Below are 13,720 nucleotides of genomic sequence, written 5' to 3' on the forward strand. Positions count from 1 at the left end.
GTAATTGCGAACGGAGTCACCGGAGATGAACTACAAGCTCACCCAGAAGAGCCAGGAGGCCCTGGCCGCCGCCATCCGCCAGGCCACCGCCGACGGCAGCCCGCAGACCGAGCCCCTGCACCTGCTGAACGCCCTCCTGGACCAGGCCGGAGGCATCACCCGGCCGCTGCTCAAGGAGGTCGGCGCCGACCCCGACCGGATCAGGGACAGGGTCGAGGCCGCGATCGCGAACCTGCCCAAGGCGGCCGGTTCCACGGTCAGCTCGCCGAGCTCCTCCCGCCAGCTCATCGTCTCCATCAACACCGCGGCCCAGCGCGCCCAGCAGATGGAGGACGAGTACGTCTCCACCGAGCACCTGCTGGTCGGGTTGGCCACCGACGGCGGCGAGGCCGCCCGGCTGCTCAACGAGGCCGGGGCCGCCCCGGAGGCGCTGCTGGAGGCCTTCGAGCGGGTACGCGGCACCGGCCGGGTCACCTCGGAGAACCCCGAGGACACCTACCAGTCGCTGGAGAAGTTCGGTGTGGACCTCACCGAACGCGCCCGCGAGGGCAAGGTCGACCCGGTCATCGGACGCGACGGCGAGATCCGCCGGGTCGTCCAGGTCCTCAGCCGCCGTACCAAGAACAACCCCGTACTCATCGGTGAGCCGGGGGTCGGCAAGACCGCCGTGGTGGAGGGGCTGGCCCAGCGCATCGTGGCCGGCGACGTGCCGCAGTCGCTGCTCGGCAAACGCCTGATCAGCCTCGACCTGTCCGCGATGGTCGCGGGCGCCAAGTACCGGGGCGAGTTCGAGGAGCGGCTGAAGGCGGTGCTCTCGGAGATCAAGCAGTCCGAGGGCCAGATCATCACCTTCATCGACGAACTCCACACCATGGTGGGCGCGGGTGCCGCCGAGGGCGCCATGGACGCGGGCAACATGCTCAAGCCGATGCTGGCCCGCGGTGAGCTGCGCATGGTGGGCGCGACCACCCTGGACGAGTACCGGGAGAAGATCGAGAAGGACCCCGCGCTGGAGCGCCGCTTCCAGCAGGTGTTCGTCGGTGAGCCGTCGGCCACCGACACCATCGCGATCCTGCGCGGTCTGAAGGGCCGCTACGAGGCGCACCACAAGGTGCAGATCTCCGACTCGGCCCTGGTGGCGGCGGCGACGCTGTCGGACCGCTACATCACCGCGCGGTTCCTGCCGGACAAGGCGATCGACCTCATCGACGAGGCCGCGTCCCGCCTGCGCATGGAGATCGACTCCAGCCCGGTGGAGATCGACGAGCTGCGCCGCACGGTCGACCGGCTCAAGATGGAGGAGATGGCGCTCGACAAGGAGTCCGACCCGGCGAGCCAGCAGCGCCTGGAGAAGCTGCGCGCCGACCTGGCCGACCACCAGGAGCGGCTCAACGGGCTGGTGGCCCGGTGGGAGCAGGAGAAGGCCGGGCTGAACCGGGTCGGTGAGCTCAAGGGGCAACTGGACGAGCTGCGCACCCAGGCGGAGCTGGCCGAGCGCGAGGGCCGCTTCGAGGAGGCCTCCCGGTTGATGTACGGGGAGATCCCCCAGCTGGAGAAGCAGGTCGAGGAGGCGTCCAAGGCGGAGGAGAACGCGGCCGGGGCCGCGGGCACCGAGGACGACCCCATGGTCAAGGACGAGGTGGGCGGCGACGAGGTCGCCGACGTCGTGTCCTCCTGGACCGGTATCCCGGTGGGACGGCTCATGGAGGGGGAGACCTCCAAACTGCTGCGGATGGAGGAGGAGCTGGGCCAGCGGCTCATCGGGCAGAAGGACGCCGTCGCCGCGGTGTCGGACGCGGTGCGCCGCGCCCGGGCGGGCATCTCCGATCCGGACCGGCCCACGGGTTCGTTCCTGTTCCTCGGCCCGACCGGTGTGGGCAAGACCGAGCTGGCCAAGGCCCTCGCCGAGTTCCTGTTCGACGACGAGCGCGCGATCGTGCGCGTGGACATGAGCGAGTACTCGGAGAAGCACTCGGTGTCCCGCCTGGTGGGTGCGCCCCCCGGGTACGTGGGCTACGAGGAGGGCGGTCAGCTCACCGAGGCGGTGCGCCGCCGCCCCTACACCGTGGTGCTGCTGGACGAGGTGGAGAAAGCCCACCTGGAGGTGTTCGACACCCTCCTGCAGGTGCTGGACGACGGCCGGCTGACCGACGGCCAGGGGCGCCAGGTGGACTTCCGCAACACCATCCTCATCCTGACCTCCAACCTCGGTTCGCAGTTCCTGGTGGACCCGTCCCTGGAGGAGTCCGTGCGCAGGGACCGCGTGATGGACGTGGTGCGGGCGACGTTCAAGCCGGAATTCCTCAACCGCCTGGACGACGTGATCATGTTCGACGCGCTGTCCACCGAGGACCTGACCCGGATCGTGGACCTGCAGGTGGACAAGCTGGCCCGGCGCCTGGCCGACCGCCAGCTCGACCTGGAGGTGACCGAGGGGGCGCGTGAGTGGCTGGCGCTGACCGGCTACGACCCGAACTACGGCGCCCGGCCGCTGCGGCGTCTGGTGCAGTCCTCGATCGGCGACCCGCTCGCCCGGGAGCTGCTGTCGGGGGAGCTGACCGACGGCGACACCGTCATGGTGGACGTGAACGACGACCGCGACCGGTTGGCGGTCACCACCAGGAAGGCGGACGAGCCGCGGCTCCCGGCCTGATCGGGTCATGGGGCCGTGCCCATCGGGGCGCGGCCCCGATCCGTCGACCCGGCGGTGGTCGCACCGACGGCCCCGTGTTGGGTGGTGGGCGTTGGGCTCGGGCGGACCCACTCTTCGTCGGGGAGCTCGGACCCGCGGCTCCCGGTCGCACACCGGTGTCGGAAGCCGCGGATTCGAGCATCAGGACCTACTGAGTTTTTCTTTAGTTGTGTGGGGTTGGAGAGTGGATCTCCAGCCCGGTATGAGCAAGGAAGGACCATGGGAGTCGGTCGTCTTCACAGACGCGGTTGATACCTCGTTCGGCTGCGTCGGCGACGTCGGCCAGGTGGCCACCGGCCACATTGGCCAACTCCCGGGCCTTGATGGACGACCACAGCATCTCCACGGGGTTGAGCTCGGGGGCATAGGCAGGCAGCCGCTCCAGCGCGAGCCAGTCCTGACCCTCCACCCAAGCGCGCATGGCCCGGCTCCAGTGCGCGGAAAGCCCGTCCCAGACCAACACCACGTTTTCGCCCTCGTAGAAGGCCTTGAGCTGTTCGAGTACTGCGATCAGCGCCTCGGTGTCATAGCTGCCCGGACGCAGGTCGAAGCACAACCGCGCCCCACGTCCGGCCTCGGCGGCTCGGTAGCCCAGCGCGGCGGCCATTCCCGCTCGCTTCCAGTTCAACCGGTGGGCCAGGGTGGGGGTGCGGCCACGGGGTGCGTAGGTGCGGCGCACCTGAGGCAGCAGCGAGACACCCGATTCGTCGAGAAAGACGATCCATGCCCGGTTTCTCAAGGCCCCCTTTTGATGCGCGGCCACTCGTGCGACACCCACCGGGCGATCTCGTCCTCATCGCGCTCCACAGCCTTGCGCTGGGGCCGCTGCAAGCTCCACCCCAACCGCCCAGTCAGCAGCCGCCACACCGAGGCCCGCGACAAACCCACACCACTCGTGCGCTCGACCACCGAACCCACGCGCTCCAACGTCCACAGATCAGAGGCGAACCCGTGCGCCACCGCACCCTCCTCCAAGGCCACACGGATCTGTTCCACCTGCGCATCGGTGAGCTTGCGGGGACGCCCCGTGGGCGGGCGGCGGCGCAGCGCCGCGGTCCCGCCCTGTTCCATCCGCCGTTGCCAGCGCCGCACGCTCTCGGGCGTGACCCCGAGCATGCGCGCGATCTGGGACTGGGAGTGGCCTTGGTCCAGGAGTTCGACCGCACGCATCCGTCGGGCCTCGGCCAGTTGCGGGCGGGTCAGCGGCGGGACGGCTTGTGCGGGGGCAGCGGTTTCAGCTTGGCGGGGCATACCGCCATGCTCACACGACCGAGCTTTCTATACCCACACAACTAACGAAAAACTCAGTAAGGCAATAGGCCGCCGTCTGCGCGCGGGCACCGGTCACCCACGTGTCGTCCAGCAGAAGGACGTCGGTCTCCGAACGCTGGTCCGGGATGGCGCCGGTCTCGAACCAGTCCTTGTGGAAGGACCGGGAGCCAGCAGGGACCTGCTGATTGACCGAGAGCCGGATGCTGCACAGGCTCCGCACCTTGTCGCCGAGCGTCTCCTCCAGGGGATGTACTTCCTGGGAGGGGTTCTCCGTACTCGGAACGAAACAGACATGCGTGAATCGGTCAACGTTCGCCACTTCCTTCACACAACTGATGTGATGAAGGCAGAAATAAGCAAAAAGCGCGGTCAGGCTTCTTCGCGCTGTTCTGTTGTGTGGTTCCTGCTTGTACATACGAAGGTTCTGACTGTGCTGTCCGCCAGAGCCCTTTCGGTAGGTGATGGGAACGACGAGGTCGGCCGCCATGGATCCGGCCTGGTAGTCGATTTCCTCACAGGGGGAGCAGCGGGCGGAGGAAGGTCGGCACGCCCCGAAACACATCTGGCAGACCCCCGCCCCCTGAGCTGGGGATCCATGCAGGTAGGCGAGCTGGACCTCGACGTGGGCACGGACGGAGTACCGGCGCGACTCACCAGACAAGCTCGGCTTCCCCCACCAGTTCCTCTGGTTTCACCTCGGCATCGGCCAGGACCGATCGCACAGCGGACATCAACTCCTCGATGTCGCCGACCAGGTAAACACCTGGGCGCCTCTCATAGTCACGCACCCACTGGTTCCGCAGCAACTCCCGAGGCAGAATGACAGGTCGGCCGTGTTTGAGCGCCATCCGTGCCTGAATACGGGCTCCGCTGTGTTCTCCCGCCTCCACGACAATGGTCGCGGCGGCGTAGCCGCTCATGACCGCGTTGCGCATGGGGAAACTCTTCTTCGTGGGCGCGGCGTCAGGAAGGAACTGACTGATCAACAGCCCCCCCCTCAGCAATCTCGTCCTGGAGTCGGCGGTTCTCCGAGGGGTAGTACCGGTTGATCCCCGTACCGAGCACGGCGACGGTTCGGCCGCCGTGGTCCAGAGCCGTCCTGTGCGCCACGGTGTCGATACCGGCGGCCAGCCCGCTCACCACCGTGATGCCCTCACCGGTCAGCCTGCGTGCGATGCTGCCCGCGACCGCCAAACCGTGCTCGGAAGCCTTCCGGGACCCGACCACGGCGATCGACCGCTGCTCCTCGCTCAGAACCGCTCCACGGGCGAAGACCAGAGGCGGCATCTCGTGCACATCGCGAAGCTGGGCAGGGTATGAGTCGTCCCAGAAAGCGTGCACTCCGACTCCGTCAGCGGCACAGCGGGAGAGCAGCTGTCGCGCCTCTGCCAGGGCCGCTTCCATCGGCCCCTGGTCAAGGCTGAAAAGCGTGTCCCGGTCCCCGAAGACATCACGCAGAACATGAGTGGCGCTGGTCGAGTCCAGGACCCGCTCGGCCACGTCGCGCCATCGGACCCGCCCACCCAGGAGAAGGGCGAGAAGAGCCGCATGTTCCTCGCTCTGTTTCATGTTCCCCAGGCTAAGACTTCCGCCACTGTCTCTGGCCCACGACACAGAACTCACCCCTTCCCCTCGGCACTCGAACGACTGGCTAGTACACATGTTCTAACAGAGGGCTGACATTGTCTACGGAACTGCGCGTGGGTACGAGGATTCCGACGGTGCGAACAACCCCGGGACTCCTGCCCGACGCCTGGGACGTGCGGGCCACAGTGTCTGCCCTCCGGGGACGGGCGAGCGGGCCTCGTGTCCGAAGCAGCCCGCTCCGGAAAAACGCGGGGTCGGTCTCACGGTCCCAGGACGCGGGCCTCGGTCTCGGGGTCCAGGCCGACGCGTGGCCGGTCGGGGCGCTGGGGTGCCTCGCCGCCGACGGCGCGCAGCCAGTCCCAGGTGTCTGCGACGGTCTCCGCCACCGGGCGGCACCTCAGACCGGTGGCGAGCGCCCGGTCGACGTTCCCCTGGTGCAGGGTCCCGTGCAGCTCACCCGGCGGCAACCAGATCGGCAGATCCGTCCAGGGCTTGACCCCGGCCTCCTCGATCACCTCGGGAGAGGTCCACCGGAACTCGGCGTCGGAGCCGGTGACCTCCCGGCAGGCCTCCAGCAGGCCGGCCATGGTGGTGTGGCCGACCGGGCTGACCAGGTTGAACGGGCCGCCCAGCCCCTTGTGCACCGCGTCCAGGGTCCAGGCGGCGAGATCTCGGGCGTCCACGTACTGGAGCGGCAGATCACGCGGGCCGGGCGCCAGGACCGGCCCACCCCGGGCGATCCGGTTCAGCCACCAGGGCAGACGACCGATGTTCTCGTGCGGGCCGAGGATGAGCCCGGCCCGCACGAACAGGGCGCGCTCACCGAACACCGCCTCCGCGGCCAGTTCGCCGCCGCGCTTGGCGCGCGCGTAGTCACCGCCGTCGTCGTCGGGGGACGACTCCACGGTCGGCGCGTCCTCGTCCGCGCCGGGAGCCGTGGGCACCCCGTGCACGGAGCGGCTGGAGACGTAGGCGTAGTGACCGACCCGGTCGGAGAGCGCGCGGGCGGTCGCGGTGACCGCCGAGGGGGCGCCCGACCAGGTGTCGACGACCGCGTCCCACTCCCCCGTCGCCAACTCGTCGAGACCGCCCCGGGCGGTGCGGTCGCCGTGGCGGACCTCCACCCCTTCGGGGGCGGGGTGGCGTCCCCGGTGGAAGACGGTGGTCTCCCAACCCCGGGCGAGCGCGTCCGCCACGACCGCCCGCCCCACGAACTCGGTACCGCCCAGAACCAGAAGTCTCCTCATGCGGCCAGTCTCGCGGCCGGGGTCCCCGAACACCAGGGTTGCCTGCTCACAGCAGAACCGGCGTGCGCGGAGCCACCGTCGGGCCGTTCCGCGTCACCGCGGACCGAGAAAGCGCAGGAGCGCCTCCGCCGTCTCCTCCGGCGCGTCCTCGGGGAGGAAGTGGCCCGCACCGGCGATCCTCTCCTGACGGGCCCCGGGGATGGCCTCGGTCAGTTCGTCCCCCATCGAGGTGGGCATCCAGCCGTCGTCCTCGCCCCACAGGACCAGGGTGGGCGCGGTGACCCGGTCCAGCCTTCGCACGGCCTCCTCGGTGTCGTGGAAACTGACCGCCGCGACCTGGTCGATCCAGCGCTGCTGGCCCCGGGCCCCGGCCCACGGCGCGAGGTAGGCGGCGGCGACCTCGTCGGACATCGGACGGCTGGTCGCGGTGCGCACGCGCGGGTTGACGATGTCGGCGAAGACGCTCGGTTCCATGGTCGCGTAGACCTCCGCGTGCCGCTGCATGTGCTCGGTGAAACGGGTGTTCCACGGGCCGATGACGGCAGCGTCCAGCAGGGCGAGCCGGTTCGCGGGGACGCCTTCGACGAGGTGGGCCCGCATCACCACGCCGCCGCCGATGTCGTGGCCGACCAGGCTCGGTGCCTCCAGGTTCCAGTGTTCGACGAGTTCGGCCAGGGCGCGGGCCTGCTGGGCGATCGACGGGGTCGCCCCCGGAGCGGGGTGGGAGCCGCCGAAGCCGAGCATGTCCCAGACGTGGACGGTGTGCTGTCGAGCAAGGGAGGGGACGACTCCGCGCCAGAGGTAGGAGGAGGCCGGGGTCCCGTGGACCAGGACCACGGGCGGACCGTCTCCGAAGACCCCGGTGGCGACCTCGCCGCCGGAGACGCGGACACGGTCGGTGAGCTGACAGCTTTCGGTTCGGGTGGGCACAGCGGACCTCCATGTAATACGTATAATTGCCTTGCAACGCTTACGCTAACATGGAGTAAGGCTTGAAAATACCTTTTAACGATTACGCCCGGGGTGCCGCACTGGCCACCGAACTGGTCAACACCTCACCCCTGGTCCGCGAGGCCGGAGAGGTACTCGCCGATCCCGGGGCCCTGCGGAACTTCCTGGCCGAACACGGCGTCGACGGAGGCGAGCCGGGAGCCGACGACCTCGAAGAGGTGCTCTCCCTGCGGAACCGGCTACGCGACATCCTGGAGACGGAGGACGAGGACGAGACCGCCGGGGCCGCCAACGCCCTGGTCGCACGGGCGGGGATCGGCCCCGTCCTGCACCGCGACGGTGACGGCCGGTGGCGGTGGTACGTCGGGACCGCGCCGGAGGCCCCCCTCGCGGACCGGCTGGCGGTGCTCGCCGGAACCGGCCTCCTCGGCGTCCTCGACGTCCTGGGCCACAGCCGGTTCCGGCACTGCGCCTCGTCCGCGTGCGAGGGCGTGTTCGTCGACACCAGCAGGGCGGGGCGGCGGCGCTACTGCACGCCGAGCCTGTGCGGTAACCGGCTCAACGTCGCGAACCACCGCGCCCGCCGGTCGCCGGGCCGACCGTGACCCGGGCCGGTCGGGGGCGGGGCGGTCGGGACCGGGTCGGTCGGGGGCCGGATCAGGCGAGGTCGCGCCGAGCCGTGGTGAACGAGGCGGCCAGGGACGCCAGGACGGCGTACCCCACCAGGGCGAGGGCGGCCGCCCACACCGGGAGGAACTGGCCCGGGTCGAACCCGAAGTCGGCGCTGCTGGCGCTGTAGAGAGAGGCGAGCGCGATACCCGGCATCCAGGAACCGATGGTCTGGACGACCTCGTTGGGGACCACCATGAACGCCGGCTCGACCATGAACACCCACAGCAGACAGGCGACGACGGCGGCGACCTGGTTGCGGACGAGGGCGCCGACCCCGACCCCGATCATCGTGTAGACGCCGTAGGCGGCGATCGTGCCACCGACCACGCGCGGCACCTCGTTGGCGGCCAGGTCCAGGGAGCCGCCCGCGGACAGGATGGACGCGGCGACGGCGCCGCCGCCCAGGACCGCAACGGTCAGGCCGAAGCCGACCCCGACCAGGGCGGCGGTGATCAGCTTCGCCCCGATCACCCGGCCCCGTTGCGGGGTGACCAGGAAGGTGACGTTGACGGTGCGGTGCTGGTACTCGGTGGTGACCATCAGGACACCGATGACCAACGCGAAGGTGGTGCCGTTGGCCAGCTGGGGCCAGGCCATCGCGCCGTACTCGGCGCTGTCCCGTCCGGGTCCGTGCTCCATCCCCGCGATGAGGAAGGTCCCGGCCAGCATCAACCCGGTCCAGGCCAGGGCCGCGAGGAGCAGAATCCACCAGACGCGGGTGGTGAAGGTCTTGCGCAGTTCCGCCTTGAGGAGGGGGATCACTGGTCCGCACCGGCCTTTCCGAAGGTCATGGGCATCGATCCGGTCGAGGTGAGACGGAGGAAGGCCTCGTGCAGGCTCTCGCCCTCCCTGGTGAGCTCGGACAGCGCGCTCTGCTGGACGCTGCGGCCGCCCGCGATGATGACGACGTTGTCGACGGTCTGCTCGACCTCGGCGAGGACGTGGCTGGAGACCAGCACGGCAACCCCGCGTTCGTGGGCCTGGTAGCGCAGGAAGCGGCGCAACCAGTCGATGCCCTCGGGATCCAGCCCGTTGGCGGGCTCGTCCAGGATCAGCACCTTCGGCTCGCCCAGCAGGGCCGCCCCCAGGGACAGGCGCTGGCGCATGCCCATCGAGTAACCGCCGACCCGTTTGCGGCCCGCCTCGGTCAGTCCGACCTCCTCCAACACCTCGTCGGCGCGGGAGGCGGGGAGACCGGCGGCGTCGCACACGACCCGCAGGTGGTCGCGGCCCCTGCGCCCGGGGTGGAGGTTGGTGGCCTCCAGGACCGCGCCGACCTCGGTCAGCGGGTCGGGGATGTCGGTGTAGGCACGCCCGTTGACCAGCCCCTCGCCGCTGTCCGGCCGGACCAGCCCGAGCAGGCAGCGCAGCGTGGTGGTCTTCCCCGCCCCGTTGGGGCCGAGAAAGCCGGTGATCGTTCCGGGGTCGACGGTGAAGGAGACCCCGTCCACCGCCTTCTTCTTCCGGAACGACTTTCTTATTTCTCTTATCTCAATCGCTGCCATGTAACTCACCTTTACCGGGGGCATACTCGTTCGACCCGTTCACGAAAGAACGCTAACAGTGGCTTCTACCTGTTCTCGTGCCTGTTGTGGAATTCTGGACAGCGCGCCAGGACCTGACTTTCGTGGGTTCCCCTGAGACTGGAACCCCTGGTAGGCAAGGCCGCCATGGGCGTCGCCCCGGGCCCGGGCCCGCTGACGGCCGAGGCGCGCCACAACTTTCGATGTAATTCAGACAAGCTTTCGGTGTGCCCCTCGAACCGTGGACACGACGAAAGCCAGGGGCGGGACTCACAACATCTGGACCCGCACCGGAAAAGGCCACCGGAAAATGGCCGGATCCGGACACGAAAAGCAGGAGAGGTGGCCTGAGGAGACGGACGCGGCAATCGGCTCCGGCGGGCGCGGGCCTCAGGGTCGGGCCCGCTCCAACAGGAGCGCGCGTTCGCGTTCGTTGCGGGTGAGCTCGGCTGCCCGTCCGAACTCGGCGCGGGCCTCCTCGGTGCGGCCCAGGCGTTGGAGCAGGTCGGCGCGGACCGCCGGGAGCAGGTGGTATCCGCCCAGGGCCCCGGAGTCGCGCAGGGCGTCGACGATGCCCAGGGCGGCGCCGGGGCCGAGCGCCATCGACACGGCCACCGCCCGGTTGAGTTCGACCACGGGGGATCCGGTGCGGCGGACCAGTGCCTCGTACAGGGCGGCGATCCCGTGCCAGTCGGTGTCCTCGGGCCGCAGGGCCACCGCGTGTTTCGCGGCGATCCCGGCCTGGAGGGAGTAGACGCCCCTCGAGCGGGCGGGGTCAGCTGGAACCGAGCGCTCCAACGCGGCCAGCCCCCGGCCGATGAGCAGCCGGTCCCAGCGCGACCGGTCCTGCTCGGCGAGGGGGACGGGGCCGCCGTCGGGGCCGACCCGGGCGCGGAACCGGGAGGCCTGCAGCTCCATCAGCGCGAGGAGCCCGTGCACCTCGGGTTCCTTGGGCAGCAGCTCCGCGAGGACCCGGCCCAGGCGCATGGCCTCCTCGCACAGTTCCGGTCGCAACCAGCGCTCACCCGACGTGGCCGTGTACCCCTCGTTGAAGACGAGGTAGACCACTTCCAGCACGGAGCCGACACGGGCGTCGCGGTCCTCGCCGGCGGGGACCTCGAAGGGGACCCCCTTCCTGGCGAGGGTGCGCTTGGCGCGCACGATCCGCTGGGCGACGGTGGACTCGGGCACGAGGAAGGCGCGGGCGATCTCGTCGGTGGTGAGGCCGCCGAGCAACCGCAGGGTGAGGGCGAGGCGGGCCCGTGTGGGCAGGACCGGGTGGCAGCACACGAACATCAGCTTGAGGAGGTCGTCACCGTAGTCCTCCTCCAGGACGGCGTCGAACTCCGCCTGCCCGTCGTTCTCGGTGATCTCGCGCCCCAGCTCCACCATGCGCAGCCGGAAGCGCTCGTCCCGCCGCCAGCGGTCGAGGACGCGGCGCCGGGCGACCGTGGTCAGCCAGGCCCCGGGTTTGCGGGGCACGCCCTCCTCCGGCCACTTCTCCAGGGCGGAGACCAGAGCGTCCTGCGCGAACTCCTCGGCCAGGCCGACGTCACCGACCATCCTGGTGAGCGCGGCGACGAGGCGGGCCGACTCGATCCGCCAGACCGCCTCCACCTCGCGTTCGACACCGGTGTGGCCCACGGCACCATCTCAGCACCGCGGGCCGCAACGACGCAACAGGATTCAGCCGTTCCGCCGCTCCTGCTCGGCGCGCAGTTCGCGCTCGCGCTCCTTGAGCTCCTCGGGCATCCGGTCCAGGTCCTCCAGCTCACCGATCCGGCGCAGCTGAAGCTTGATCTCGGCGCCGCTGCCCTTCGGGGGGTGCGGGCAGCGCTTGGCCCACTCCACGGCCTCCTCGTGCGAGGACACCTGGAGGACCCAGTACCCGGCGATGAACTCCTTGGCCTCGGTGAAGGGGCCGTCGGTGACGGACACCTCGCCGTCGCGGAAGAGGATCTCGGCACCCTCGGAAGTGGGGGCGAGCCCCTCCCCGGTCAGCAGGACACCGGCCTTGGCCAGCTCCTCGTTGTACCTGGCCATCTCCTCGTAGACCTCCGGGCCGATGTCGTAGGCGGCGGCCTCGTCCTCGGGAGTGGACATGATCGACATCAGGTAACGCATGGTGTTCGCCTCTCGTCATGGGGGGTGTTCTCCCCCGCTCTCACCCGTACGTCGAACGGGTCGGGCCCGGATCGACACCCTTCCCGAAGTTTTTTCCTACCCGGCGTCCTGCCCCCGTTCACCCTGGTCGGCACGCCCGTCCCGGTCCTGCCCCCCTTCCCCGTGCTCCGCGGGTTCGGCCGCCTGTTCAGCTTCGGCCACCTGCACCGCCTCGGCCCCGTCCGCCTGGACGGTGAGGCGCCGCAACGCGCGGACGGACAGGGCCAGGGCGACGAACATGACCAGCCCCGTGGCCACCGGCACGTAGTACAGCTCCACCCGGCCGAGCAGCCCGCCCAGCACCGCGCCGAACGGTGCGAAGCCCGCGCCGAACACCTGCACACAGGACATCACCCGGCCCATCTGCGCGCCGGGGACAATGAGCTGGATGGCGCTGATCATCACGACGTTCGACGAGGTCATGGCGAAGGCGATCAACGCCCAGGCCGCCGCGGCCGCATAGGCGTTGGGGGACAGGCCGAAGGCGAGACAGGACAGCCCGGCCAGGGTGAACAGGGCCGTCTCGGTGCGGAACCGGCCCAGTCTCGCCACGATGGCGCTCACCGTGGACGCACCCAGCAGAGCACCGACCGCGGAGGAGCCGAGGAAGACGCCGTAGAGGGCGGCGGGCACCCCGAAGTGCTCCTGGACCAGGAGCACCAGGACACCGGACTGGGCCATGAACGCCATGTTCACGGCCACGTTGAAGGCCATGACCGGCCCGAGAGAGCTCCCCCGGAAGACGAAGACCACACCCTGTCGTACGTCGGCGAGGACGGAGCGCACCGATCCGCCCCCGGCCGCCCTGGAGGCCCGGAGGTCCCCCTCCGCCGGTTTCGCGGGGTGGCGCACCGCCAGGGGCAGGCCGAGCAGCACCAGGGCGCCCAGGACGTAGGTGCCGGCGTTGACCGCCAGGGGCAGGAACGCCGCCACCGCGAACAGGAAACCGGCGACGGGGCCGCCCGCGAACTGCTGGGTGACCGTCTGCCCGCCGACCAGTCTGCTGTTGGCCCGGTCGATCGCCCCGGCGGGAGCGATGTCCGGCAGCATCGCGCGCCCGGCCAGGTCGTAGAAGACCTCGCAGACCATCACGGTGAACATGACCACGTACAGGACCCAGATCGAGGCGTGCCCGGTGACGATCAGCAGCGCCAGGGCGACCAGGGCTCCGCCGCGGCCGAGGTTGGTCAGGACCATGAGGCGGCCCCGGTCCACCCGGTCCACCACCACACCGGCGAACAGCCCGACCAGCAGCCAGGGCAGGAACCGGACGGCGGTCAGCCCGGCCACCAGCAGGGGGTCGTTGGTGAGCATCGCCGCCACCAGCGGCAACGCGACCAGCATCATCCCGTCGCCCAGGTTGCTGGCCAGACTCCCGGCCCAGAACCGGTTGAAGTCCCGTCCCATCGGTGGTTTCGCCGTCTTCTTCCCGGGGGTCTCCCGGGCGGGGGATGCACTGTTCACAGGGGTTGTGTCCCTTTCACGTGGCATGGGGCATTCCGACCGACCCCAGACTGCCCGTGATTGGTCAACTACGGGTCACGGAAGCCGCCGGGCCGGGCGACCGTGCCCCGGGCCGGGAACGCCTTCCCTGATCACGGGCAACCACTCGG

General features: G+C 69.9%; 14 protein-coding genes. 2 read left to right on the top strand and 12 right to left on the bottom strand.

The window, feature by feature from the left end:
• The first annotated feature begins 25 nt into the window (after positions 1-25).
• Positions 26-2,653 carry an ATP-dependent chaperone ClpB gene (clpB, locus tag ACUKCB_RS19450; protein ID WP_473037024.1) on the top strand — a complete coding sequence of 876 codons (2,628 nt, stop codon included), beginning with the start codon at positions 26-28 and terminating at the stop codon, positions 2,651-2,653.
• Positions 2,654-2,855: 202 nt separating this feature from the next.
• Here clpB and ACUKCB_RS19455 read toward each other — a convergent pair whose 3' ends face one another.
• The 7 genes from ACUKCB_RS19455 to ACUKCB_RS19485 form a co-directional block, all read right to left on the bottom strand.
• Positions 2,856-3,431 carry a transposase gene (locus ACUKCB_RS19455; RefSeq protein ID WP_473037025.1) on the bottom strand — a complete coding sequence of 192 codons (576 nt, stop codon included), beginning with the start codon at positions 3,429-3,431 and terminating at the stop codon, positions 2,856-2,858.
• Positions 3,428-3,943: an IS630 family transposase gene (locus ACUKCB_RS19460; protein WP_473037026.1), complete on the bottom strand. Its 516-nt coding sequence runs from the start codon at positions 3,941-3,943 to the stop codon at positions 3,428-3,430. Before ACUKCB_RS19460 ends, ACUKCB_RS19455 begins: the two co-directional genes overlap by 4 nt.
• A gap of 10 nt (positions 3,944-3,953) precedes the next feature.
• A complete protein-coding gene (locus ACUKCB_RS19465) occupies positions 3,954-4,379 on the bottom strand; it encodes a hypothetical protein (RefSeq protein WP_473037027.1) in 426 nt (141 codons plus the stop codon).
• A gap of 235 nt (positions 4,380-4,614) precedes the next feature.
• Positions 4,615-4,899, bottom strand: a complete 285-nt coding sequence (locus ACUKCB_RS19470; protein ID WP_473037029.1) for a DNA-processing protein DprA — start codon at positions 4,897-4,899, stop codon at positions 4,615-4,617.
• A gap of 28 nt (positions 4,900-4,927) precedes the next feature.
• A complete protein-coding gene (locus ACUKCB_RS19475; RefSeq protein WP_473037030.1) occupies positions 4,928-5,533 on the bottom strand; it encodes a DNA-processing protein DprA in 606 nt (201 codons plus the stop codon).
• 278 nt (positions 5,534-5,811) lie between these two features.
• A complete protein-coding gene (locus ACUKCB_RS19480; protein ID WP_473037031.1) occupies positions 5,812-6,798 on the bottom strand; it encodes an NAD-dependent epimerase/dehydratase family protein in 987 nt (328 codons plus the stop codon).
• A 93-nt stretch (positions 6,799-6,891) separates the two neighbouring features.
• Positions 6,892-7,728 (bottom strand): alpha/beta fold hydrolase, encoded by an 837-nt coding sequence (locus tag ACUKCB_RS19485; RefSeq protein ID WP_473037032.1) that lies wholly within the window; start codon positions 7,726-7,728, stop codon positions 6,892-6,894.
• A 62-nt stretch (positions 7,729-7,790) separates the two neighbouring features.
• Here ACUKCB_RS19485 and ACUKCB_RS19490 point away from each other — a divergent pair, with 62 nt between their 5' ends.
• Complete coding sequence (locus ACUKCB_RS19490; protein ID WP_473037033.1) at positions 7,791-8,354, top strand: CGNR zinc finger domain-containing protein; 564 nt, start codon at positions 7,791-7,793, stop codon at positions 8,352-8,354.
• A 52-nt stretch (positions 8,355-8,406) separates the two neighbouring features.
• On the opposite strand, the gene ACUKCB_RS19495 is transcribed toward ACUKCB_RS19490, so the two are convergent.
• The 5 genes from ACUKCB_RS19495 to ACUKCB_RS19515 form a co-directional block, all read right to left on the bottom strand.
• Positions 8,407-9,183, bottom strand: coding sequence for an ABC transporter permease (locus ACUKCB_RS19495; RefSeq protein WP_473037034.1), 777 nt, complete (start codon positions 9,181-9,183; stop codon positions 8,407-8,409).
• On the bottom strand, positions 9,180-9,926 hold the full coding sequence (locus ACUKCB_RS19500; protein ID WP_473037035.1) for an ABC transporter ATP-binding protein: 747 nt from the start codon (positions 9,924-9,926) through the stop codon (positions 9,180-9,182). Before ACUKCB_RS19500 ends, ACUKCB_RS19495 begins: the two co-directional genes overlap by 4 nt.
• Before the next feature lie 408 nt (positions 9,927-10,334).
• Entirely contained in the window at positions 10,335-11,588 is a 1,254-nt protein-coding gene (locus ACUKCB_RS19505; RefSeq protein ID WP_473037036.1) for an RNA polymerase sigma factor, read from the bottom strand.
• Positions 11,589-11,630: 42 nt separating this feature from the next.
• Positions 11,631-12,068 carry a YciI family protein gene (locus ACUKCB_RS19510; RefSeq protein WP_473037037.1) on the bottom strand — a complete coding sequence of 146 codons (438 nt, stop codon included), beginning with the start codon at positions 12,066-12,068 and terminating at the stop codon, positions 11,631-11,633.
• A gap of 96 nt (positions 12,069-12,164) precedes the next feature.
• Positions 12,165-13,514 carry an MFS transporter gene (locus tag ACUKCB_RS19515; RefSeq protein ID WP_473041074.1) on the bottom strand — a complete coding sequence of 450 codons (1,350 nt, stop codon included), beginning with the start codon at positions 13,512-13,514 and terminating at the stop codon, positions 12,165-12,167.
• Positions 13,515-13,720 lie beyond the last annotated feature (206 nt).

It is taken from the genome of Nocardiopsis moroccensis (assembly GCF_055763695.1).

Excerpts from the sequence above, each read along its gene's own strand:
- ACUKCB_RS19475 (WP_473037030.1), bottom strand. The coding sequence starts at position 5,533 with ATGAAACAGAGCGAGGAACATGCGGCTCTTCTCGCCCTTCTCCTGGGT.
- ACUKCB_RS19500 (WP_473037035.1), bottom strand. The coding sequence starts at position 9,926 with ATGGCAGCGATTGAGATAAGAGAAATAAGAAAGTCGTTCCGGAAGAAG.
- ACUKCB_RS19470 (WP_473037029.1), bottom strand. The coding sequence starts at position 4,899 with ATGCGCAACGCGGTCATGAGCGGCTACGCCGCCGCGACCATTGTCGTG.
- ACUKCB_RS19465 (WP_473037027.1), bottom strand. The coding sequence starts at position 4,379 with ATGTACAAGCAGGAACCACACAACAGAACAGCGCGAAGAAGCCTGACC.
- ACUKCB_RS19515 (WP_473041074.1), bottom strand. The coding sequence starts at position 13,514 with ATGGGACGGGACTTCAACCGGTTCTGGGCCGGGAGTCTGGCCAGCAAC.
- clpB (WP_473037024.1), top strand. The coding sequence starts at position 26 with ATGAACTACAAGCTCACCCAGAAGAGCCAGGAGGCCCTGGCCGCCGCC.
- ACUKCB_RS19510 (WP_473037037.1), bottom strand. The coding sequence starts at position 12,068 with ATGCGTTACCTGATGTCGATCATGTCCACTCCCGAGGACGAGGCCGCC.
- ACUKCB_RS19460 (WP_473037026.1), bottom strand. The coding sequence starts at position 3,943 with ATGCCCCGCCAAGCTGAAACCGCTGCCCCCGCACAAGCCGTCCCGCCG.
- ACUKCB_RS19480 (WP_473037031.1), bottom strand. The coding sequence starts at position 6,798 with ATGAGGAGACTTCTGGTTCTGGGCGGTACCGAGTTCGTGGGGCGGGCG.